The 21948-nt window shown below is 58.6% G+C and carries 21 protein-coding genes; 8 read left to right on the top strand and 13 right to left on the bottom strand.

Annotated features, from left to right (window positions below):
- Nucleotides 1–11 precede the first annotated feature (11 nt).
- From LQ945_RS00970 to hycA, 13 genes are all read right to left on the bottom strand, one after another.
- On the bottom strand, nucleotides 12–1043 hold the full coding sequence (locus tag LQ945_RS00970) for a HoxN/HupN/NixA family nickel/cobalt transporter (protein ID WP_270102074.1): 1032 nt from the start codon (nucleotides 1041–1043) through the stop codon (nucleotides 12–14).
- Nucleotides 1037–3349 (bottom strand): carbamoyltransferase HypF, encoded by a 2313-nt coding sequence (hypF, locus tag LQ945_RS00975; RefSeq protein ID WP_270102075.1) that lies wholly within the window; start codon nucleotides 3347–3349, stop codon nucleotides 1037–1039. The genes LQ945_RS00970 and hypF overlap by 7 nt, the downstream gene beginning before the upstream one ends.
- 82 nt (nucleotides 3350–3431) lie before the next feature.
- Nucleotides 3432–5588 (bottom strand): formate dehydrogenase subunit alpha, encoded by a 2157-nt coding sequence (gene fdhF, locus LQ945_RS00980; protein WP_270102076.1) that lies wholly within the window; start codon nucleotides 5586–5588, stop codon nucleotides 3432–3434.
- A gap of 11 nt (nucleotides 5589–5599) precedes the next feature.
- Nucleotides 5600–6142 (bottom strand): electron transport protein HydN, encoded by a 543-nt coding sequence (gene hydN, locus LQ945_RS00985; protein WP_269935605.1) that lies wholly within the window; start codon nucleotides 6140–6142, stop codon nucleotides 5600–5602.
- A gap of 161 nt (nucleotides 6143–6303) precedes the next feature.
- Nucleotides 6304–6774 (bottom strand): hydrogenase maturation peptidase HycI, encoded by a 471-nt coding sequence (gene hycI, locus LQ945_RS00990; RefSeq protein ID WP_044551130.1) that lies wholly within the window; start codon nucleotides 6772–6774, stop codon nucleotides 6304–6306.
- The gene (locus LQ945_RS00995) at nucleotides 6767–7183 is read right to left on the bottom strand and encodes a formate hydrogenlyase maturation HycH family protein (protein WP_270102077.1); all 417 of its coding nucleotides are present in this window, start codon (nucleotides 7181–7183) and stop codon (nucleotides 6767–6769) included. Before LQ945_RS00995 ends, hycI begins: the two co-directional genes overlap by 8 nt.
- On the bottom strand, nucleotides 7180–7977 hold the full coding sequence (locus LQ945_RS01000) for an NADH-quinone oxidoreductase subunit B family protein (protein ID WP_182825279.1): 798 nt from the start codon (nucleotides 7975–7977) through the stop codon (nucleotides 7180–7182). Before LQ945_RS01000 ends, LQ945_RS00995 begins: the two co-directional genes overlap by 4 nt.
- A complete protein-coding gene (locus LQ945_RS01005) occupies nucleotides 7974–8519 on the bottom strand; it encodes a formate hydrogenlyase complex iron-sulfur subunit (RefSeq protein WP_182825281.1) in 546 nt (181 codons plus the stop codon). The genes LQ945_RS01000 and LQ945_RS01005 overlap by 4 nt, the downstream gene beginning before the upstream one ends.
- 12 nt (nucleotides 8520–8531) lie before the next feature.
- Nucleotides 8532–10235, bottom strand: a complete 1704-nt coding sequence (locus LQ945_RS01010; protein ID WP_270102078.1) for an NADH-quinone oxidoreductase subunit C — start codon at nucleotides 10233–10235, stop codon at nucleotides 8532–8534.
- Between the two features lie 22 nt (nucleotides 10236–10257).
- Nucleotides 10258–11193 carry a respiratory chain complex I subunit 1 family protein gene (locus LQ945_RS01015; RefSeq protein ID WP_270102079.1) on the bottom strand — a complete coding sequence of 312 codons (936 nt, stop codon included), beginning with the start codon at nucleotides 11191–11193 and terminating at the stop codon, nucleotides 10258–10260.
- A 10-nt stretch (nucleotides 11194–11203) separates the two neighbouring features.
- Nucleotides 11204–13072, bottom strand: a complete 1869-nt coding sequence (locus LQ945_RS01020; RefSeq protein ID WP_270102080.1) for a proton-conducting transporter membrane subunit — start codon at nucleotides 13070–13072, stop codon at nucleotides 11204–11206.
- Complete coding sequence (locus tag LQ945_RS01025; RefSeq protein ID WP_044551144.1) at nucleotides 13072–13686, bottom strand: 4Fe-4S dicluster domain-containing protein; 615 nt, start codon at nucleotides 13684–13686, stop codon at nucleotides 13072–13074. The genes LQ945_RS01020 and LQ945_RS01025 overlap by 1 nt, the downstream gene beginning before the upstream one ends.
- 87 nt (nucleotides 13687–13773) lie before the next feature.
- On the bottom strand, nucleotides 13774–14241 hold the full coding sequence (gene hycA / locus LQ945_RS01030; RefSeq protein WP_020826910.1) for a formate hydrogenlyase regulator HycA: 468 nt from the start codon (nucleotides 14239–14241) through the stop codon (nucleotides 13774–13776).
- A 262-nt stretch (nucleotides 14242–14503) separates the two neighbouring features.
- Here hycA and hypA point away from each other — a divergent pair, with 262 nt between their 5' ends.
- The 8 genes from hypA to LQ945_RS01070 all read left to right on the top strand — a co-directional run bounded on the left by hypA (nucleotide 14504) and on the right by LQ945_RS01070 (nucleotide 21923).
- On the top strand, nucleotides 14504–14848 hold the full coding sequence (gene hypA / locus LQ945_RS01035; protein ID WP_044551147.1) for a hydrogenase maturation nickel metallochaperone HypA: 345 nt from the start codon (nucleotides 14504–14506) through the stop codon (nucleotides 14846–14848).
- A 17-nt stretch (nucleotides 14849–14865) separates the two neighbouring features.
- The gene (gene hypB, locus LQ945_RS01040; RefSeq protein ID WP_044551149.1) at nucleotides 14866–15660 is read left to right on the top strand and encodes a hydrogenase nickel incorporation protein HypB; all 795 of its coding nucleotides are present in this window, start codon (nucleotides 14866–14868) and stop codon (nucleotides 15658–15660) included.
- Nucleotides 15651–15947 (top strand): HypC/HybG/HupF family hydrogenase formation chaperone, encoded by a 297-nt coding sequence (locus tag LQ945_RS01045; RefSeq protein ID WP_044551151.1) that lies wholly within the window; start codon nucleotides 15651–15653, stop codon nucleotides 15945–15947. Before hypB ends, LQ945_RS01045 begins: the two co-directional genes overlap by 10 nt.
- On the top strand, nucleotides 15931–17058 hold the full coding sequence (gene hypD, locus LQ945_RS01050) for a hydrogenase formation protein HypD (RefSeq protein ID WP_270102081.1): 1128 nt from the start codon (nucleotides 15931–15933) through the stop codon (nucleotides 17056–17058). Before LQ945_RS01045 ends, hypD begins: the two co-directional genes overlap by 17 nt.
- Nucleotides 17055–18068: a hydrogenase expression/formation protein HypE gene (gene hypE / locus LQ945_RS01055; protein ID WP_270102082.1), complete on the top strand. Its 1014-nt coding sequence runs from the start codon at nucleotides 17055–17057 to the stop codon at nucleotides 18066–18068. Before hypD ends, hypE begins: the two co-directional genes overlap by 4 nt.
- A gap of 88 nt (nucleotides 18069–18156) precedes the next feature.
- On the top strand, nucleotides 18157–20223 hold the full coding sequence (gene flhA / locus LQ945_RS01060) for a formate hydrogenlyase transcriptional activator FlhA (RefSeq protein WP_270102083.1): 2067 nt from the start codon (nucleotides 18157–18159) through the stop codon (nucleotides 20221–20223).
- 108 nt (nucleotides 20224–20331) lie between these two features.
- The gene (gene hchA, locus LQ945_RS01065) at nucleotides 20332–21207 is read left to right on the top strand and encodes a glyoxalase III HchA (RefSeq protein WP_044551158.1); all 876 of its coding nucleotides are present in this window, start codon (nucleotides 20332–20334) and stop codon (nucleotides 21205–21207) included.
- A complete protein-coding gene (locus LQ945_RS01070) occupies nucleotides 21204–21923 on the top strand; it encodes a PA1136 family autoinducer-binding transcriptional regulator (RefSeq protein ID WP_270102084.1) in 720 nt (239 codons plus the stop codon). The genes hchA and LQ945_RS01070 overlap by 4 nt, the downstream gene beginning before the upstream one ends.
- The last annotated feature ends 25 nt before the right edge of the window (nucleotides 21924–21948 follow it).

Here is a 21948-nt window from a genome sequence, read left to right on the forward strand (position 1 = left end):
CCGTAAACATACTAGACGCTTAACGAATCATAATTTTTGCGGCGGTAGTTAAGCGCGGACAAGATCCACAGCACCACAAACAGCACGATAGCGGCGTAACCGACGCTGCCCAGGTTGTCATTGAGCATCTCGACGCCTCGCCACAGCCCACCCTGTAACCTCAGCTTATCGGCCAGCAGCCCCAAGCCTTCCAGCCCGCCGATCACCACAGCGATAACCACGCTGGTTGCGGTGATGGTCATGTTGTAATACAGCTTGCGGATCGGCTTATTGAACGCCCAACCGTAAGCGCCGACCATCACAAAATTATCCAGTGAGTCAATCAACGCCATGCCGCTGGCAAACAGCAGCGGGAACACCATAATTGACCACACCGACATGCCGGATGTGGCACCGGTAGCGGAGATCCCGAGCAGGCCCACCTCGGTAGCCGTATCAAAACCCAAGCCAAATAAAAAACCGACTAAATACATATGCCAGCTTTTATTCACCAGATTAAAAGCAAAGCGGTACAAGCGAGTCATTACGCCGCCGCTGCCGCTCACCAGCAGGGCCACGTCCTGCTCCACCAGGGTTTCACCGCGCTTCACTCGGCGGAAAATACGGTAAACGTCGCGAAAAATCAGCCAGTTCAACAACGCCATCACCAGTAAGAACAGGGAGGAGATCAGCGTGCCCAAAGTGGCGCCATACTGATGCAACCAGCCGATGCGATCGCCAAAAGCCAATGAGGTAGCGGCAATCGCGATGCAGGCCAATACCACAATGCTGGAATGCCCCAGAGAGAAGAAGGCCCCGACGGAAACCGGGCGTTGGCCTTGTTGCATCAGCTTGCGGGTGACGTTATCGATGGCGGCGATGTGGTCGGCATCCACCGCATGGCGCAGTCCGTAACCGTAAGCCAGCAGCGCGGCGGCAATCAGGGCCGGGTGATGATGAAAGGCAGCAAAGGCCGCACCCCATGCCAGCAGGTTTAGCGCCACTAACGTCAACAACAGCCAAAAGGCGCGGGTATGGGTATGGAAAAACTCGCGGTTTAACATGTTACATCCTGTTGGGTTTGGAAGGGTAAACGTGCCATGGGGATATGCTGCGCACAGGCGACCAGCGCCTGACCGAATGCCAAGCCGCCATCGCCCGCCGGCAGTTGTAGTGGCAACAGCACCTGCAACGGGGCCAGATGATGCTGCAGCCGTTGGCGTAACAGACGGTTGTGCAGTACGCCACCGCTTAACGCCACGTGCCGGAGGTTATGCTCGGCGGCAAAATGTTTGGCCAGGCCGGCAAATCCCTGCGCCAGAGCATCATGGAACGCCCAGGCGCGTTGAGCGGTTGGCGCTTGCCAGGCCAGCCACTGCCGCCAGAACATGCCCAAATCTAGCTGCTCTTCGCAACGTGGCAGCGTAACCGGATGGGAGCAAGGGCCGCTTTGGTGGGCCAGCGCCTCAAAAATACTGGCGGCTTCACCCTCCCAACTTTGCCGTTCAGGCGCACATCCCAGCGCGGCGGCGGCCGCGTCAAACAGACGGCCACAGGAGGAGGCCAGCGGTGCATTGATGCCGGCGTTAATGGCCTGGAGCAGAGGGCGCCAGGCCCGAGTCAATAGCCGTTCGGCCTGTGGGCTGCTTTGCCAGTCAGGCACGAAGCGTGAAAAATGCGCCAACTGATTGCGCCAGGGTTGCTGCGCGGCCAGATCGCCACCGGGCAGCGCCACCGCAGGCAATCCCCCCAGATGACGACAGCGACGGTAATCGACCAGCAGGCATTCACCGCCCCACAGGACGCCGTCCTGCCCGTACCCCAGCCCATCCAGCGCCAGGCCGATAACCGCTCCGCCTTCCAGTGGCCAATGGTGTTCGGCCAGGCACGCGGCCAAATGCGCATGATGGTGCAGCACCGGGGTCACCGGCAGTCTCTGCCGGGCGGCCCATTGGTGACTGACGTAACCCGGATGAGCGTCGCTGGCCAACCGCTGCGGCTGGCAATGGTACAACGCCATAAAATGCGCCATGGCTTGCTGCCACTGTTGCTGAATATCTTCCTGTTGCAGATCGCCAAAATGTGAACTGAGCACGGCTTTATTTCCCTGCAGCAGGCAAAAGGTATTTTTGCGATCCCCGCCCACGGCCAATAGCGGGGGTTGTGCAGGGAAGCCAGGAGGCAATGGCAGGGCATCTGGAACAAACCCGCGCGCCCGACGTAGCATTTCATGGCCATCAGGCAGCAGGCGCACCAGCGAATCATCGGCACGCTGCAAGATTTCGCGATCGTGCAGCAACCACAGATCGGCAATGCCGGCCAAATCAGCCAAAGCCTGGCTATTGGTTAATGCCGGAGCCCGGCCGCTGGCATTGCCGGAGGTCATTACCAGGGGGCGTTGTATCTCCTGCATCAGTAAATGGTGAAGGGGATTGGCGGGTAACATCAGGCCCACTTCGTTCAACTGCGGGGCGATAGCCTCAGACAGCGGCGAATGGGGCGAGTGGGGCACCAGCACGATAGGCGCGGCAGCTGACGCCAGCAAAGTCTGCGCGCGGGCCAGATCAATGCCATTGGTGCAGCGAGCCAGCCAGTCGATATTTGGCAGCATCACCGCCAGAGGTTTGCCGGGGCGCCGTTTGCGTAGCCGCAGGCGTGCTACGGCCTGAGTCTGGGTAGCATCGCAAGCCAGGTGAAAACCGCCCAGCCCTTTGATGGCCACAATCTGCCCGGCGGCCAACGCGGCTACCGCCTGTTGCAGGGCATCTTCCCCCTGATGCTGAGGTTGCCCCTGAACGGTGAAACTGAACAGCTGAGGGCCGCAGTCGCTACAGGCGACCGGTTGAGCATGAAAACGCCGGTCGTGCGCCGAACGGTACTCTTGGGCGCAGGGCGAGCAGAGAGGGAACGGCGCCATGCTGGTTGCCGGGCGATCGTAAGGCATGGCACGAATAATGGTGAAGCGCGGACCGCAGTGCGTGCAATTGATAAAAGGGTAGCGGTAACGCCGATCCTGCGGATCGTTCATTTCCTGCAGACACTTTGGACAGGTCGCGGCGTCGGGAACAATCTGGGTCGTCATCGCACCGTATTGGCTGGCGCGGATGCGAAAATCATCGGGCTTTTTCAGCCAGGTAAAGGGCCGTTGGCGAATGTTGTCGATCTGCGCCAAAGGCGGCGCCTGCTGGCACAGCAAATGCAGCAACACCTCAAGATCGACGGGGTGCACCAGCCGAATCTCCACCCCGGCGCTGTCGTTCCAGACTTCGCCACGTAGATTGAGCTGATTGGCCAGCTGCCAGACAAAAGGCCGAAAGCCGACGCCCTGTACTTTGCCGCTGATACGCAGCAGCAGCCCCGGATAGGACATGGTTTATTACCCTCTGTGGGTTTTGTAGGGGCGCTGCATGCTGCGCCGGTGTTAATCGGTGCGACAGCGCCCCCTACAAGCTTTACATCACGTCTTCTGCGGCGCGGCGCAGGCGAGCTTTCATATCGCTGTAGCTTTGCTGCGCATAGTTTTCCGCCCAGTGCTGGTCGGTAATCGCCTCCAGTTTTACCGCACAGTATTTGGTTTCCGGCGTTTTGGAGATCGGATCCAGGTTTTCCTGCGTCAGTTCGTTACAGGCGCCAATCCACCACTGGTAGGTCATATACACCGCACCCAGGTTAATACGCTCGTTATAGTTGGCACGGCTGATCACCTTGCCGCGGCGTGAGGCAACCCACACCAGTTGCTGGTCGGCAATGCCCAGTGCGGCGGCATCCTGAGGATTGATCTGCACGAAGCCGGGCTCATCCGCCAGCGTTTGCAAGGCGGCACAGTTGCCGGTCATCGAACGGCAGGAGTAATGCCCAACCTCACGCACGGTACAGAGCACCAGTGGGTAAGCGGCATCCGGGATCTCGGCCGGCGCACGCCAGGTGGTCGCGAACAATTGGCCTTTGCCGGACGGCGTGGTGAACTGGTTACCCTGATACAGGTACGGCGTCCCCTGGCTTTCCAGCGAAGTGCAAGGCCATTGCACGTGACCGAGCTCGCCCATTTTTTCGTAAGTGGCGCCGTAAAACAGCGGGCAAAGTTCGCGCATTTCGTCCCAGATCTGCTGGTTATCCTCGTAGTGCATCGGATACCCCATTTCACTGGCCAACAGGCTGATGATTTCCCAGTCGCGCTTGACGTTGTACTGCGGCTCAATGGCTTTTTCGAAACGCTGGAACCCGCGATCGGCACAGGAGAAGACGCCGCCATGCTCGCCCCAGGAAGTGGCCGGCAAGATCACATCCGCCTGTTCGGCGGTTTTGGTCATAAAGATGTCTTGCACCACCACAAATTCCAGCGCTTCGAACGCGCTGCGCACCAGGCTCAGATCGGCCTCGGTCTGCAAGGGATCTTCCCCCATGATGTAGTAGGCCTTCACTTTGCCTTCATGCACCAGGTGCGGGATTTCGGTGATGCGATAGCCGACGTTCGGATCCATTTTTGCGGCGTCAATTCCCCAGACAGTGGCGAATTTGGCGCGCACGGCAGCATCGGTGACCGCCTGATAGCCAGGGAATTCATTGGGCAGCACGCCCATGTCGCAGGCTCCCTGCACATTGTTCTGTCCACGTACCGGGCCGACACCCACGTTGGCACGGCCCAAATTGCCGGTAAGCAGCGCCAGGCTGGCGAGGCCTTTGACCACGTCAACCGCCTGGCCGAATTGGGTCACGCCCATACCCCACATGATGGTGGCTGAAGGGGCGCTGGCATAGGTGCGCATGGCCTGACGGATCTGCTGAGCGGTAACGCCGGTCAGGTGTTCCACCGCTTCTGGCGCATAGTCCGCCAGCTGCTGCCGGTAGGCCTCGAAACCCTCGGTGTATTTCGCCACGTAATCGCGGTCATAGAGGTTTTCTTCAATCAGCACGTAGGCGAACGCATTCACCAGCGCCATGTTGCAGCCGTTCTTGATCTGCAAATGCTGGTCGGCAATACGTGCAGTTTCTATCCGGCGCGGATCGCACACGACGATCTGCGCGCCTTTCTCTTTAGCCTTCAGTACCCGGCGAGCCACGATGGGGTGCGAGTCGGCACAGTTGTAACCGATAATCAGCAGGCACTTGGAGTTTTCGATATCGCCAATAGAGTTACTCATGGCGCCGTTACCCAGCGTGGCCTGCAAACCCGCGACGGACGGACCATGGCAGACGCGGGCGCAGCAGTCGACGTTATTGGTGCCGATCACCGCACGGGCGAATTTCTGCATCACATAGTTGGTTTCATTGCCGGTCCCGCGTGAGGAGCCGGTGTGCATGATGGAGCTGGCACCGTGCTGGTCTTTAATCTGCTGTAGCCGCTGCGCGGTATAGCTGATCGCTTCATCCCAACTGACGGCCTCAAACTTGCCGCCTTTCTGCCGCCGGATCAGCGGCTGACTCAGACGCGGGGTCAACAGTTTGGTGTCGTTCAGGAAGTCCCAGCCGTAATAGCCTTTCAGACAGAGTTCACCCTGATTGGTCACGCCGTCAGCCGCCTCGGCGCGAATGATTTTGCCGTTATCGACCACCAGTTTCATTTTGCAGCCTGCACCGCAGTAAGGGCAGACGGTTGTGATTTTTTTCATCGGTTCAGTTCCTAAAACAGTGACGACATAGTGTCGAGCGCGGCGCGGCGGCGCTTCTCGGCGTTCATTTCCTGCAGCATGTTGCGATCGACGCAGTGCAACGCATTGGTTGGGCAGGTTTCCATGCAGGCCGGGCCGCTGTCGCGACCGATGCACAGGTCACATTTATGGGCTTCGGCTTTCTCGGTGGTGGCGCTCATCATGGCGCCGTTCTGGCGGACCACCGGGCGGGTGATCACTTCCATGGCGCCGTAGGGACAGGCCACTACGCAGGTTTTGCAGCCGATGCAGCGTTCCTGCATCACCAGTACCATGCCGTTGGTGCGGCTGATGGCGCCGTTCGGACAGACGTTGGAGCAGGGGGCGTCCTCGCATTGGCGGCAAAGCACGGCGGTGCTGACGTTGACGCCTTTAATCACGTGCAGGCGGGGGGCAAAGCTGGTGGCGTTCAACGCCGAAATATCCTGGTTTTCGCTGTGCGCCATCACGCAGGCAATTTCACAGGTACGGCAGCCGATGCATTTTTTGGGATCGGCGATGATAAACCGGTTCATCAATAACTCCTGGATTACCCTTCATCCGGGTATGGCAAAAGAGAGGTTGTGGCTCTGGTTAGGCATAAAACATGCCAACCTTGAAAATGCTTAAAAAGCAGAGGGTTAGATTTTTATGGCGCCGGGGTCGACAGCAGGTCGACAGAAATGACGATGCCGCGTCAGACATTCGTCACCTCCAGCTGCGGATAACCGCCATTGTCTGCCCAGTGAAACAGGCGTTGATGGAGCACCGTCACCGCCTGTTTCACCGCCGCGCCAATCGGGTAATAAAACGCCACCACTTCGGGCTGAATGCCGATAAAGGTAATTTCCGGGATGTCTTCTCGCAGTTGGTCGATCAGGAAGTTGAGCGGCAGGTTATGCGTTGTCATGATGAACATGGCGGCAATGTCTTTTTCGTCGATCACCCGGGTTTCTCCCGGCGCGAGCCCCATGTCGGTGGCATCGACGATCACCAGGCGGTCTGGGCGCAGCTCGCGAATATGCCCAATGTCATTTTCCGGTGCCGCGCCGCCGTCAATCACCTGCCAGCCAGCGGGAGGCTGACTGGCGCAGAGTTCAGCCAGCAGTGGCCCGGCACCGTCATCTCCCATCATGCAGTTGCCCACACACAATAAAACGTCAGTCATCATGCCTCCGGACCATCAGGTAAATGGCGGGTTCGTTTTCAATCGATTGCAGCAGGGCGATCAGCTTTTGACTCCAGCTCTGCTGTTCCGCATTCATTCGCGGAGCCGCACGGCTCAACGCCGTAGCCAACAGGTGGGTATGGCCGTTGTCGATACAGATTTCGCCAAACCGATCGACCCCTTCCAGTTTGCGCCGTGCGGTGCTGCCTGCCGGCAACTGCGCTATCCAGGCGTGGAACCCCGCCAGCGGGCAACTGAGTTTGGCTTCCAGACAGTCGATCACCCCCAGATGGTGGCCGATCGCCAGGCTGTAATAGATCACCTCCTGGGCCTTCGGCGGGGCCTTTTTTTCCTGCACAAACTTGCGGCTAAGGGAGTAAAACACCACCTGACCTTGGGAAGCTGTCATAACCGCAGCTCCCCACGCAGCACCCGTTGATAAATGCCCTGCAGGTTGCCGACGATCTCATTCAGGCGCAGGTCATCTTGCTGGTGCAGATAGGCGGCAATACGCTGTTCGACCGGTTCTGGAGCGTCTGCTGCCAGCAGTTGCATAAACTGGTCGGCGATTTGGCGACCGTAACGGTAACCGGCCATACGCCGGGCTTCGCGATCCAGCAGCACTCGCAGCGGCTGGGGCAGTTGCGGGTGCAACAGGCGCGTAGCTTCACCGTCGGTTTCGTCATGCTGGTGGCCTTTGATTTTCTGATCCAACAGGCCCAACGCCATGGCAAAACCGTAAATGGTCGCCGCCGGCGTCGGCGGGCAGCCGGGAATGTAAACATCGACCGGAACTATGCGATCGGTGCCGCCCCACACGCAGTAAAGATCGTGGAAGATACCGCCGCTGTTGCCGCAGGCACCGTAGGAGATGCTGATTTTAGGATCGGGTGAGGCCTGCCAGGCGCGGATCGCTGGAATGCGCATGGCGCGGGTCACTGCACCGGTAAACAGCAAAATATCGGCATGTCTGGGGGAAGGCACCACTTTGATCCCGAAACGTTCCGCGTCGAACAGCGGTGAAATGGCGGCGAAAATCTCAATTTCGCAGCCATTACAGCCACCGCAGTCCACCCGATAGACATAGGCCGAGCGGCGGATATCCTGCAGCAGGGTGGTTTTCAGCTTGGCGATGCTGTCGTCGAGGGTGATTGGCACCGGCAGGCCATTTTCATCGCGTGGGCCAATCAATGGTGAATTCATGAGATGACCTCCCGGGTCAAATGGCGGCCGATATCAATACGATCGGCCTGGGTCAGGTTTTGCTGCTGTTTGCAGGCCGGGCAGGTCTCAAACTGCGCACGACGAGTAGCCGCCTCCGAGCTGCTCAACCCGAGCAACGCCATGGCATAATCAATTTCCTTTTGCGCCGCATAGGGTTTGCCGCACTGTCGGCAATGGCAAATGGCGAAATCGGCCTGTTCGTACAAGTCCTCTTTACGCCACACCGCCAGTTCGAACTGCTGCGAAAGCCGAATGGCGGCGGTTGGGCACACCTCCTCACAGCGGGCGCAAAAGATGCAGCGGCCAAGAAACAGCTGCCAGCGCAAGGTGCCGGTGTTGAGATCGGGAGTCATGCTCAACGCGTTGGACGGACAGGCGTTGGCGCAGGCACCGCAGGCTATGCACTGCTGCGGCGTGTATTCGGGCTTGCCGCGAAAGTTCGGGTCAATGGCCAACGGCCGGGCCGGATAGGCGACGGTGGCCGGGCCGGTCTTCAGCACTTTCTTAATCAGTTTCAGCATGATGGGCTCCGGTTAGAACGGCTTGTTTTTCCGCTCGATGCCATAACGCTCAATCTCTTTGTACGGCACGATGATGGACTGACGCTTGCGTACGTCGACGATGGTCATGCGATCGGTGCAGGAGTAGCAGGGATCCAGGCTGCCGATGATCAGCGGGGCGTCGGATACCGTATTGCCGCGCAGCATGTAACGCAGAGTGGGCCAATTGGCGTAGGTCGCGGCACGGCAGCGCCAGCGGAACAGTTTCTGGTTGTCGCCGGTCATGCTCCAGTGGATATCATCGCCGCGCGGCGCTTCGGCAAAGCCCAGGGCAAAACGGTGCGGAATATAGGTGAATCCGTCCACCGCCAGCGGTCCGCCCGGCAAGCTTTGCAAACCGAATTCGATAATGCCGAGCGAGTTGAACACTTCGTGAATGCGCACCTTCAGGCGGGAATAGACGTCGCAGCCGTCCTCCACGCACAACTCCACCGGCAGTTTGGCGTAGCCGGCAAACGGATGGTCGATGCGGGTATCGCGACGGTGGCCGCTGCCGCGGATCATCGGCCCCACGTTGCTGTAATCGCGAGCCACCTGGGGATCGAGACGCCCAACCCCGACGCTGCGTTGTTCGGTGTTGGGCGTACTGAGCAAGATATCCACCAGATCCACCAGTTCGCTGCGCATTTGCGCGGCCAGCTTCAGGGTTTGCAGCATGTCCTCTTTCAAAATATCGCGGCGGATACCGCCAATCAGGTTCAAACCATAGGTTTTGCGCGCGCCGGTCAGTATTTCGGCCATCTTCATCGACTGTTCACGCACGCGGAAGAACTGCATGAAACCGGAATCGAAGCCGACAAAATGGCAGGCCAGGCCAAGATTCAACAGGTGGCTGTGCAGGCGTTCTACCTCCAGCAGGATCGAACGGATCATCTGGGCGCGTTCCGGCACCTGAATGCCCATCGCATTTTCGACCGAGCTGGTGTAGGCCACGCTGTGGGTAAAGCCGCAAATGCCGCACACCCGGTCCGACAGAAAGGTGACTTCGTTATAGCCCATGCGGGTTTCAGCCAGTTTTTCCATCCCGCGGTGCACGTAGAACAAGCGGTAGTCGGCGTCGATGATGTCTTCTCCATCGACAAACAAGCGAAAGTGACCGGGTTCGTCCGAGGTGATGTGCAACGGACCAATCGGCACCACGTTGGCTTTGGCACCGGCCAGGCTCTCAAACGGATAGGTTTCCACATCGGTGGTGGGCGCGGGGCGTTGACGATAGTCCATCGCGTCTTTGCGCAGCGGGTAGAGATCGTCCGGCCAGTCGTCAGGCAGCACCAGCCGCCGCTCATCCGGCAATCCCACCGGATGCAGGCCATACATGTCGCGGACTTCGCGTTCTCCCCATACGGCTGCCGGGACGCGCGGCGTGACAGAAGGGAACTCCAGCGTTTGGGCATCCACTTCGGCGCGCACCGTGATCCAGCATTTGGTGCCTTGCTCCATCGACAGAACGTAATACAGCGCGTAATGGCCGCACAGCGTGCGCTCGTCGTTACCGAACAGCACCGATAACCAACCGCCTTGCTGGTAATAAAGCCATTCAACTACTTCCGGCAGCGCGTTGAGCTTGACGGTGACGGTCAACTGATCGGCGGTTTGCCATTCGGCTGCCAGCATGGCCGCCGGGAATTGTTGCTGCAACGCCGCCAGATAGTGCTGGCCTTGATGTTCGTTAGTCATTATTGATTGCCTTTGTCATTATTCAGCCGACGACCAGCCAGGAAACCAGCGCCAGAAAAGCCAGTCCAAAACCGGCCCAGGTGGTACGGGCCGTTTTCAGGAAGCGCAAACGTGCCACGCTATTTTCGATAATCGCGATCAGCGTCAGCGCGCACAGCAGCTTGAACAGCGCCAGGACCAGCGCTGCCAACAGGTGAACGGCGGTGAACTGTGCCGCTTGCCCCCAGGGCAGAAACACGCCGAGGAACAGCTGCAGCACCACCAATTGTTTGAGGCTGATGCCCCATTTCATAATGCCTAGCTCGGCACCGGAATATTCCGTCAGCGGGCCTTCCTGCAGCTCTTGCTCGGCTTCCGCCAGGTCAAAAGGCAGCTTGCCCATCTCGATATAGGTGGCGAACGCACAGGCCAAAGCGGCCAACAGCAGCGGCAGCCAGGCGTGGTGTGGCAACGCCAGCAGGCTCTGCACCATGGCGCTTAACTGGGTCGAACCGGCCACCAGGGCGGTCACCCACAGTCCCAACAGCAGGATGGGTTCGACCAGAATGCCCAACACCGCTTCGCGGCTGGCGCCGATGGCGGTAAAGGGACTGCCGGTATCCAGACCGGCAATGGCAAAAACAAAGCGCACCACGGCGAACAGATAGATCAGGGTGATCACATCACCGATAGCAGGCAGCGGCGAGGCGACAGTCAACATGGGCAACGCACAGGCGATGGCCAACAGGGTACCGGTCAGCAAGTACGGCATGATGTGAAAAGCCAGGCCGGAAGCCGCCGGCGCCACGTTCTGACGTTTCAACAATTTGGCGATATCGCGGTATTCCTGTAGTACTCCGGGGCCGCGACGGTTATGCATCCGCGCGCGCAGCACGCGGCTGATACCGGCAAACAGAGGGGCGACGGCCAGTAACAGCAAGGCCTGCGCCAGACCGAGTAACACATTGGGATAGGTCATTGTCATTTCCTCAGGCAAAAGCCACCACCAACAGCACCGCAATCTCCACTGCGGCCAGGCCGCGGCAGAAGGCAACGAAGGCGTTACAATGTAACGGGTTGGTCAAAGATTCCGGCAGCCAGCGGCGCAGTTGATAGAGCGGGGCGAACATCACCCGTAGCGGTTGGGCAAAACCGGTGGCGGTGATCACCATCGCCTCCTCATGACCATATCCGCAGGTCCAGGCGCTACCCTGTACCCGGCGAGGTTGGCGACGGGTCTGATAACGTGCAGCAATCAATAGCGGCAGCAGCGGCATCGCCAGCAACAAAATGGCGATCAACGGGGTAGAAACCAAAGTGCCGGATACGGAGAGGGATTGTTCGGAGGTCATGCCGATCAGCCGGGCAAACAGCGGGATGATCCAGGGCGCACCCAGGCCGCAAGCCAGACACAGCAACGCGGGCAGCGCATGGCTCAGCGTCAGGCAAAGGTTAGCCGGCACGGCCTGGGCCGCAGCGGCGCAGCGCGGGGCTCCCAGACAGGCAACGCCAAACACTTTGCTGACGCACATCACTGCCAGCGCACCGGTCAGGGCCAGCGCCACCGCCAGCAGCGGGCCGAACAGATGGCCAATAAAGCCAGGGGCCGCACTGAAATGGAACAGCCCCTGATAGATCAGCCATTCACTGGCGAAACCGTTCAGTGGCGGCAGTGCGGCCATGGCCACCAGGCCGATCAGCAGAGAAATGGCGGTCCAGGGCATCAGCCGTGCCAGCCCGCCCATTTTCTCCATGTCCTTCAGCCCGGTTTGTTGTTCGATGGTGCCCGCCGCCAACAGCAATGCGCTTTTGAACAGGCTGTGGTTCAGCAGGTGGAACAGGCCCCCGATCAGGGAGAACGCCGTCAGTAATGGCTGTTGCAGCGCCATGCCGACCATGGCACCGCCAATGCCCAGCAGGATGATGCCGATATTCTCCAGCGTGTGGTAAGCCAGCAAGCGCCGCAGATCGTGCTCCATCAGCGCATACAACCCGCCAAAAAACGCGGTGCCGGCAGCCAACAACAGGACCAGCAATCCCCACCACAGCGGCGGCGTACCCAGCAGATCCAGCCCAATCTTCAGGATCCCCAGCAGGCCAACCTTCATCAGCGCGCCGGAAAACAACGTGGCGGCAGAGGCGGGCGCGCTGCTGTGGGACTGAGGCACCCAGGCATGCAGCGGCATCACCCCGGCAAAAATGCCAAACCCGGCCAACGCCAGCAGGAATACGCCGTTACGCAGTGCGTCCGGCAATGGCGTAGCGCGGATCACGCTGAATTGCAGGCTGTGGCTGTGGGTATAAATCAGAGCGAAAGCGATAACCAGCAGCAGGGTGCCGAGGCGCATCAGCAGAAACTGGCTGTGCCCGGCCCGCAGACTTTTCGCGTTCGGGGCATGGACAATCAAGAAATAGCCGCACAGCGCCGCCAGTTCTAACAGCAACAGCAAGGCCAGTGCATTATCGGCGATCGCGGCGGCGCTCAGCGCTGCCAGCATCAGATTGATCAGCCCGCCCAACCGGGCACGTGCACTGGCATTCAGCTTCGCGACGCTTCCGATGTGATACAACGCGGCACAGATCCCACACAAAGCCATCACCAGCAATAACAGCGCGTTAATGCCGCTGATTTCCACCGCATAATTCAACCAGGGCAAACGGGCACTGTGCAGCGGTGCCAACAGCATTTGCCCCGCGGCCAGCAATGTGGCGATGGCACACAGCAAGCTGCCGCCACCCAGCAAGGCATTGATGCGCGGCCAGGGGGCCAGCAGCCAGCTCAGCAACGCGAACAGGAGATACCCGACTAATGCCAGAGTCAGCAACGACAATGGATCGGGCGCAATGGCGTAGAACATCAATTCGGCTCCTTGCGGGATTCTGGGGCGGTAGCGAACGGCAGCTCGGCGCTGAGCGCCTGCATGGCATTACGCCTTTTCTGTTCGCTGGCGTTACGCACGTCGTGGTCGCTGACCAAGCGAATGGCCTGGGTAGGACAGGTACGGATACAGGCGGGGCCCAGGGGGGTGAAAGCGCAAAGGTCGCACTTCACCGCCACGGCGCGGACACCGGGCACGCAATCCAGGAAGGCGCCGACCGGCCGCGGCGCTTTGGCGGCAGGCAGGGCCAGCGGTGTGTTGCAGTCTGCGGGGATCGCCAACGGAGTACTGCCGCCGAAGCCAATGGCGCCGAACGGGCAGGCGATGCCGCAGAGTTTGCAACTGACGCACAGGCTCTCGTTCAGGACGATGGCATCATCCTGATGGCGAATGGCGTTTACCGGACAGACCTGCGCGCAGGGCGCATCCTCACATTGATGGCACATCACCGGTGCCGAATCGCGGGCGTTACGTATCACCTGCAAGCGGGGTAATGCCTGCAAACCCTGTTGCCGATGTTCCGCAGAACAACTGGCCATGCAGGTATTGCAGCCAATACACAATTTGGGGTCCGCAATAATAAAGCGGTTCATGCACACTCCTTGCTTCGTCATTTATGACGAAATCGTCAGTAAAAAATGACGTTTCGACAGTTTTCTGTCGGTGAGTAACGCCGACAGTCAGACGGACAGGGTTATTTTTTTCAGTGCGTCATGAATGGCATGGCCGTCATGCAGAGAGTCAAACAGGCATTGGTAAATAACGGCGATCTTATCCAGGTAATGTTCAAATACCGCCGGCATGTCGCGATTGTTTATTACGCCGTCAATATTGCCGTCTTCATCCAGCGAGGCATGGGCGAAGGGGGCGAAATTCTCGGCTTCGTGCGGCGATGCCAAATTAATGCGATAGCAAATATCACGGCTATAAAACCCCTCACTTAATTGAATGCTCACCGTGAAGTGGTTGAACAGCACAAAACGCAGATCGTCGTCCTGACCGTAAGTAAACTGATGATTAATCTTCTTTTTAGTGGTGGTTACCGCTTTGATTAAGGTGCTGTGGTAGGTTTGCCACTGCGCCATCAGGCGGTTGCTTTTGTTGGCGATATAATCGGCCTGGCTGGTTACTTCACTGATAGTACTCATTGTCGTCACTCAAAATGGATGGTCATTGTCGAAACGCTTCGGGTGAACGACTTAAAGCATAAAGCGTGCCAGACTCCGGTGGTTTTTATTATTTCCTTTTAATTCAAGCATCAGTAATGGAATTAACCTCCTCAGTGAGCAGTGCGACTGCCAGCTAATTAATGTCGACGTCATGACACTCGACAAATATGCCGAATAGGTTTTGGCACCATATTTGCAATGCAGGGTGACGAAACGTTTTATCACCCCAGACGGAGGCCGGATGCACGAAATAACCTTGTGCCAACATGCGATGGAAATAATGCAGCAACAGGCTCGTCAACATCGGGCGAAACGTATTACCGCGGTGTGGTTCGAAATTGGCGCATTTTCCTGCGTGGAGGCGGAATCGCTGCGGTTCTGTTTTGACATGGTCTGTCGCGACACCCTGGCCGAAGGTTGCGAGCTGCATCTGCATGAACAACGCGCCTTGTCCTGGTGTTATGACTGCCAGGCCGACGTCGAGCTGTTGATCCCGCAGGTTCTGGTCTGCCCGCACTGCGCCGGTAGAAACCTGCGGGTGCAGGCCGATGATGGGTTGCAAATAAAACGTCTGGAAATTGAATAACTGAAAGGAGAAAGAACATGTGCAGCACTTGCGGTTGTGCCCATGGGGAACTGACGATTGAAGGGCAAGCAAAGGTCCCGTTTCGCCCGCAGCGGTCTCTGCAGGGGGACCTGCATTATGGACTGGGAGTGGCGGGCACTCATGCGCCGGGCATCAGTCAGCGGCGAATGCTGGAAATAGAAACCCGGGTGTTGGATAAAAACGATCGTCTGGCCGAACGCAATCGCCAGTATTTTGCCGAGCAACGGATCCTGGCGTTGAATCTGGTATCCAGCCCCGGTTCAGGCAAAACCACGCTGCTGACCGAAACCCTGCTGCGGCTCCGCGGGGCGCGTGAGTGCGCGGTAGTGGAAGGAGACCAGCAAACCACCAACGATGCAGAACGTATCCGCGCCACCGGCGTGCCGGCGATCCAGGTCAATACCGGCAAAGGCTGTCATCTGGACGCGCAAATGGTTCATGAAGCCGCCCAACGCCTGGAGCTCAAACCCAGCAGCCTGTTGTTTATCGAAAATGTCGGCAACCTGGTTTGCCCAGCCAGCTTCGATCTGGGGGAGCGGCATAAGGTGGCGGTGCTGTCGGTCACCGAAGGGGAAGACAAGCCCCTCAAGTACCCACATATGTTCGCCGCCGCACGTCTGATGCTGCTGAACAAGGTCGATCTGCTGCCGTACTTGAAGTTTGACCTGGACGCCTGTATCGCCAATGCCCGTCAGGTTAATCCCGACATCGAGATAATTACCCTTTCGGCGACTCAGGGTGAAGGGATGGACCAGTGGATGGCCTGGCTGGAGCGGCAGCTATGTGCATAGGTATTCCCGGGCAGATCGTGGCGCTGGACCAGCATCAGCCTCAGCACGCCTGGGCCGAAGTCTGCGGCGTACAGCGCGAAGTGAATATCGCGTTGGTTTGCCGGGAGGATGAACCCAAAGAAGCGATGCTGGGGTGTTGGGTGTTGATCCACGTGGGCTTTGCGATGAGCCGTCTCGATCAGCAAGAGGCCGAGGAAATGCTGGCGGCACTGCAGGCGATGGGGGAAGTGGAGCAGGACGTGGCGTTGTTTTTGGCGGGGGAGGATAACCATGGATTACGTAGATGAATTTCGCGATCCGCAGCGGGTGAAGAACCTGCTGCAACATATCTGGCAGCGCGCCGCGCAGTTGCCGTTTACCGCCGAACGACCGCTGCAAATCATGGAGGTGTGCGGTGGCCATACCCATGCGATATTCCGCTTTGGCCTGGACAAGCTGCTGCCCGCGCAAATCGAATTCATTCATGGCCCCGGCTGCCCGGTTTGCGTTTTACCCATGGGACGCATTGACGCCTGCTGCGAAATCGCCGGGCACCCCGAAGTGATTTTTTGCACCTTCGGCGATGCGCTGCGGGTGCCAGGCCAGCAGGGATCTTTACTGCAGGCTCGCGAACGCGGTGCCGACGTGCGAGTGGTTTACTCACCGTTGGATGCCCTGATGCTGGCGCGGAATAACCCGCAGCGGCAGGTGGTGTTCTTTGCCCTGGGGTTCGAAACCACCATGCCGGTCACGGCGGTTACCCTGCAACAGGCGCGGCAGGAAGGCCTGGGTAACTTCAGCGTATTTTGTCAGCACATCAGCCTGATCCCCACCTTGCGCAGCCTGCTGCAACAGCCGGATGTGCGCATCGACGGTTTTCTGGCACCCGGCCACGTCAGCATGGTGATAGGCACCGAGCCCTATCATTTTATCAGCGGGCAATACCACAAACCTCTGGTGGTGACCGGCTTTGAGCCACTGGATATCTTGCAAGGGGTGCTGATGCTGGTCGAACAGTTCCTTGGCCGACAAAGCCAAACCGAAAACCAATACCGGCGGGTGGTGCCGGAACAGGGCAACCGGCTGGCACAGCAGGCGATGAGCGAGGTTTTTGTGCTGGGTGGCGGCAGCGAATGGCGCGGGCTGGGCACCATTGCCGACTCAGGCATTGCTCTTACGCCAGCCTATCAGGCTTTTGATGCGGAACGTCGTTTCCGCCCGCAGCGGCGGCAAGTGGCTGACGATCCGCGATCCCGCTGCGGAGACGTGCTCACCGGGCGGTGCAAACCGCGTGATTGCCCGCTGTTTGGCCGCGGTTGTACGCCGCAAAACGCGTTTGGCGCCCTGATGGTCTCATCCGAAGGGGCCTGCGCCGCCTGGTACCAATATCGCCGCGAAACAGAGGAGATGCCGGCATGAACAACGTGATTACTATGGCTCATGGCAGCGGTGGTGCGGCAATGCAGCAATTGCTGGACGATCTTTTCTTGCCTGCCTTTGCCAACCCGCAGTTGGATCAGCGTGAAGATCAGGCCCGATTGGACCTGGCCGAGTTAACGCAGCAGGGCGATCGGCTGGCGTTTACTACCGACAGCTACGTGATTGACCCGATTTTCTTTCCGGGCGGTGACATAGGCAAGCTGGCCATCTGCGGTACGGCCAACGATCTGGCGGTGAGCGGCGCGCTGCCGCGCTATCTTTCCTGCGGCTTTATTCTCGAAGAAGGCTTGCCGTTGCCCGACTTACAACGCGTGGTCGCCTCGATGGCCGCCACCGCGCAGCAGGCTGGTATTCGCATTGCGACCGGGGATACCAAGGTGGTGCAGCGTGGTGCAGCCGACAAAGTGTTTATCAATACCGCCGGTATTGGGGTGATCCCGTCAGGCCTGAACTGGGCGGCGCAAAATATCCGCGCCGGCGATGCCGTGATTGTCAGCGGCACCCTAGGGGATCACGGGGCAACTATTCTCAACCTGCGCGAAAAGCTGGGTATGTCTCTGGACGTGATCAGCGACTGTGCGGTGTTAACGCCGTTAATTGAGCCACTGCGTGCCATTCACGGCGTGCGGGCGCTGCGCGATGCGACCCGTGGTGGGGTGAATGCCATTTTGCATGAGTTCTCCCGTGCGGCGGGCGTGGGCATCGAGGTGGAAGAAAGCCTGTTGCCGATCCCCCCGGCAGTGCGAGGCATTTGCGAATTGCTGGGGCTGGACGCCATTAATTTTGCCAACGAGGGAAAACTGGTGGTCGTAGCCGCACCGCAAGCCGCACAGGACGTGCTCTGTGCCTTGCGTGCTCACCCATTGGGCGCAAGCGCGGCGCTGATTGGCACAGTGACGGATGGGCGACAGGTAAGACTGCAGGGCGCTTATGGCATCAGCCGCCGGTTGGATTTGCCACATGCCGAGCCTTTGCCGCGGATTTGTTGATCCCGTCGGGGGAGAACGCCGCCGGCCAGCGTTACACTTTGCGATGTGACTCACAAATCTTCATCGCGACTCAGGCAAGTGATAAACAATGTCGAATGCACAATTAGAAAAACAAGAACTACTGGAAATTACCCGCACGCTGCTGAGCCAGCGCAGTTTCACCGATCTGTTGCTGCAACTGCGCCAGATACTGCAACGCCTACAATTGGCGGACCAGGTCACGCTGGTGCTGTTTGACCCCGACAGCGAACGGGTCAGCTTTTATGGCCTGGATGCGCATCGACGGCCGGTGAACTATCAGGATGAGACCCTGCTGGCAAATGGCCCGGTAAGTCGGCTGCGACAAAGCCCGCTGCCACAGCGTTGGCAGAGCGATGATCTGCACGCACGCTATCCGCAAATCGGTGCTCTGGCGCTGTATTTGCCCTTTAACCAGTATTGCCTGATGCCGCTGCATGCAGGCGGTGCGCTGATCGGCGGTTGTGAGGTGTTACGTTGTCACCCAGCGCCGTTCGCCGACGCCAGCCTGGTGCAGTTGCAGACACTGATGGAGTTGGTGGCATTGGCGGCAGAGCAGCTCCAGCTGCGGGAGGAGGCGGAACTCCGTCAACGGCAATTGCGCCATGAGCGAGATGATTATCGCATTTTGGTCGACGTGACCAACGCGGTGCTCTCGAAGCTCGATTTGGATGATTTGATCGGTGAGATCTCAAAGGAAATTCACCGTTTCTTCAAAATCGATGCGATCAGCATTGTGCTTTGCGTTGATAAAACCGAGCAGGTCACCATTTATTCCACCCACTATTTGCAGGATGACGTGGTTGAGCGTCAACAGTACAGCGTGGCGCTGGCGGGCACCTTGTCGGAACAGGTGATGCAAAGCGGTGAAATGCTGCTGTTGAATCTGAAGCACTCCGACCGGCTGGCGGCCTATGAGCGCCAACTGTTCGATCTCTGGCATGAGCAAATTCAAACGCTGTGCGTACTGCCGTTGGTTTTCGGCAACAAAACCCTGGGCGTACTCAAGCTGGCGCAATGTCAGCCGGACAACTTCAACGCAGCCAACCTGCGGGTGCTGCAGCAAATCGCCGAGCGTATCGCGATCGCCGTGGATAACGCGCTGGCCTATCAGGAAATTAACCGGCTCAAAGAGAGCCTGGTGCATGAGAACCTGTATCTGACCGAGCAGATTAACGGCAATAACCCGGACTTCGGCGAGATTGTCGGCCGCAGCGTGGTAATGTCCGCGGTGCTAAAACAGGTAGAAATGGTAGCGAAAAGCGACTGCTCGGTGCTGATCCTCGGCGAAACCGGCACCGGTAAAGAGCTGATAGCCCGTGCCATTCACAACCTCAGCGAACGACGCGATCAGCGCATGGTGAAAATGAACTGCGCGGTAATGCCGGCCGGGTTGCTGGAAAGCGATCTGTTTGGCCATGAAAAAGGGGCATTTACCGGGGCGACCAATCAGCGAATGGGGCGTTTTGAACTGGCGGACAAGGGAACGCTGTTCCTGGATGAAGTGGGCGAAATCCCCGTAGAGCTGCAACCGAAATTGCTGCGGGTACTGCAGGAAAGGGAGTTCGAACGCGTTGGCGGTAACAAGGTGATCTCGGTGGACGTGCGCCTGATTGCCGCGACCAACCGGGATTTGCAACAGATGGTGGCCGACCGCGAGTTTCGCAGTGACCTGTTTTACCGGCTTAACGTCTTCCCGATCGTCATTCCACCTTTACGTGAACGCCCGGAAGACATTCCGCAGTTAGTGAAATTTCTGACCTACAAAATTGCGCGCCGAATGAAGCGTACCATCGACAGCATCCCGGCGGAAACCTTGCGCCTGCTGAGCCAAATGCCCTGGCCGGGAAACGTGCGCGAGCTCGAGAATGTCATTGAACGTGCGGTACTGCTGACGCGAGGTACGGTGCTGAACCTGCAACTGCCGGAGCTGCAATACCCGGTCCCTTCGATGGTGCTCCCGGTTGCCAAAGCGGAGCCCAGCCAGCCCGGGGAAGATGAGCGCCAGCAGATTATCAGGGTGCTGAAGGAAACCAACGGCGTGGTTGCCGGCCCGCGCGGTGCCGCTCAGCGCCTGGGGCTGAAACGTACCACGCTGCTTTCACGCATGAAGAAATGGGGGATTCTGGTTAAGTGAAGCGCCACAGGGGTTAGGGGCAGCCAATGAGGGATATCCCTCATTGCGGCTTTAGGCTGAGTTACCTAAGCTAAAGCTGCAATGCAAATCGCACACAAGGAGATCATCATGACTAACTTACCATCCGAAGATCGTAATCCCGCCCCAGATGCCGCTGAAGAAAATGCGTTCTTTCCGTCACCTTACTCTTTGAGTAAATACACGTCGGCAAAGACGGACTTCGACGGTGCCCACTATCCTGCACCTTATAAAGGCGGCAAGTGGAAGGTGTTGATGATTGCGTCTCAGGAACGCTATCTGATGATGCAAAACGGAAAGTTTTTCTCTACCGGGAACCATCCTGTGGAGATGTTATTGCCCATGCACCACATGGATCTTGCCGGGTTCGAAATCGACGTCGCAACGCCATCAGGCGACCCGGTAAAGCTTGAGATGTGGGCATTCCCTGGTGAGGATGCGGCGGTCAAGGCCACCTATGAGAAATATCGCCATCAGCTCAAGCAACCGAAAAAGCTGACTGAGGTGGTGAAAGATTTGGATGCGGGTAATTATATCGGCGTCTTTATCCCGGGCGGTCACGGCGTCCTTAACGACATTCCCTTCAGCGAAGACGTGAAAAAAGCGCTGTTCTGGGCCCATGACAACGATCGTTACGTGATTTCACTGTGCCACGGGCCTGCCGGATTGTTGGCGGCGGGCTTGGGTGAGGACAAGGAAAACTTCTTGTACCGCGGTTACGAAATCTGTGTTTTCCCGGACTCGCTGGATACCGGCGCCAATATCGATATCGGTTATATTCCGGGCCCAATGCCCTGGCTGGTCGGCGAACGCCTTCGCGAGCTGGGCGTCAAGATCCTCAATAGCGACATCACGGGGAAAGTCCATAAAGACCGTCGTTTGTTGACCGGCGACAGCCCGTTGGCCTCCAACAATCTCGGCAAGTTGGCCGCAGAGACATTGCTTGCCGACGTTGCGGCGCGATGAGCAACCCCATTGCCCAGGATGCCTTTTCAACCGCTCTCGCCATAGAGGAGAGCGGTTCACTATCGGCAATCCAGGATCGGGTTCGAACCTTCGCCAAACCCTACGGTTTTGACCGTTTCGTCCTGTTCTCAGCTTCCGCAACGACAGAAGCGGTGGTCGAGCATATTTACTGGGTTGAAGGCGACTGGTTCGGCAACGGTGAAAGCGTGGACGCAGTAACTTACGTACGCCACTGCCCGGTGACGCGACATATGCTGCTGGGCGGCGATCCCTTTTTCTGGAGCAAAATCAGCGCGGAGAAAGGGGAGCTGTATCAGGTCGTTCGAACCCCACGAGGGCCGGGGATCCATGGTTTGCAGATCCCGGTATTTGGCCCGCTGGGACTGGAGGGGGCCATCAGCCTGGGCGGCGAGCACATAGAAGCTTCCGCGCAAGTCAGGCTGGCGATGTCATTGGTGGGTACGGCGGCGTTTTTCTCCGCGCGCCGCCGGTTAGAAGCGCCTGCAGATGGGATGATTGGCAAGTTGTCCGAACGTGAGCGCGAAGTCCTGGCCTGGACGGCTGCCGGGCGTCGGCAGGCTGATATCGCCGCCACGCTTGGGCTTTCCGAGCGAACCGTGGAAAACCATCTGCGCCGGATACGCCTGCGTCTGGGGGCGGCCACTACCGCCCAAGCGATAAGAATAGCGATCCGCAAGGGTGAAATAGAAATCTGACGACGAGAAAACGATGTCATTGCCT

The organism is Serratia liquefaciens (genome assembly GCF_027594825.1).
Classification (GTDB): Bacteria; Pseudomonadota; Gammaproteobacteria; order Enterobacterales; family Enterobacteriaceae; genus Serratia; species Serratia liquefaciens_A.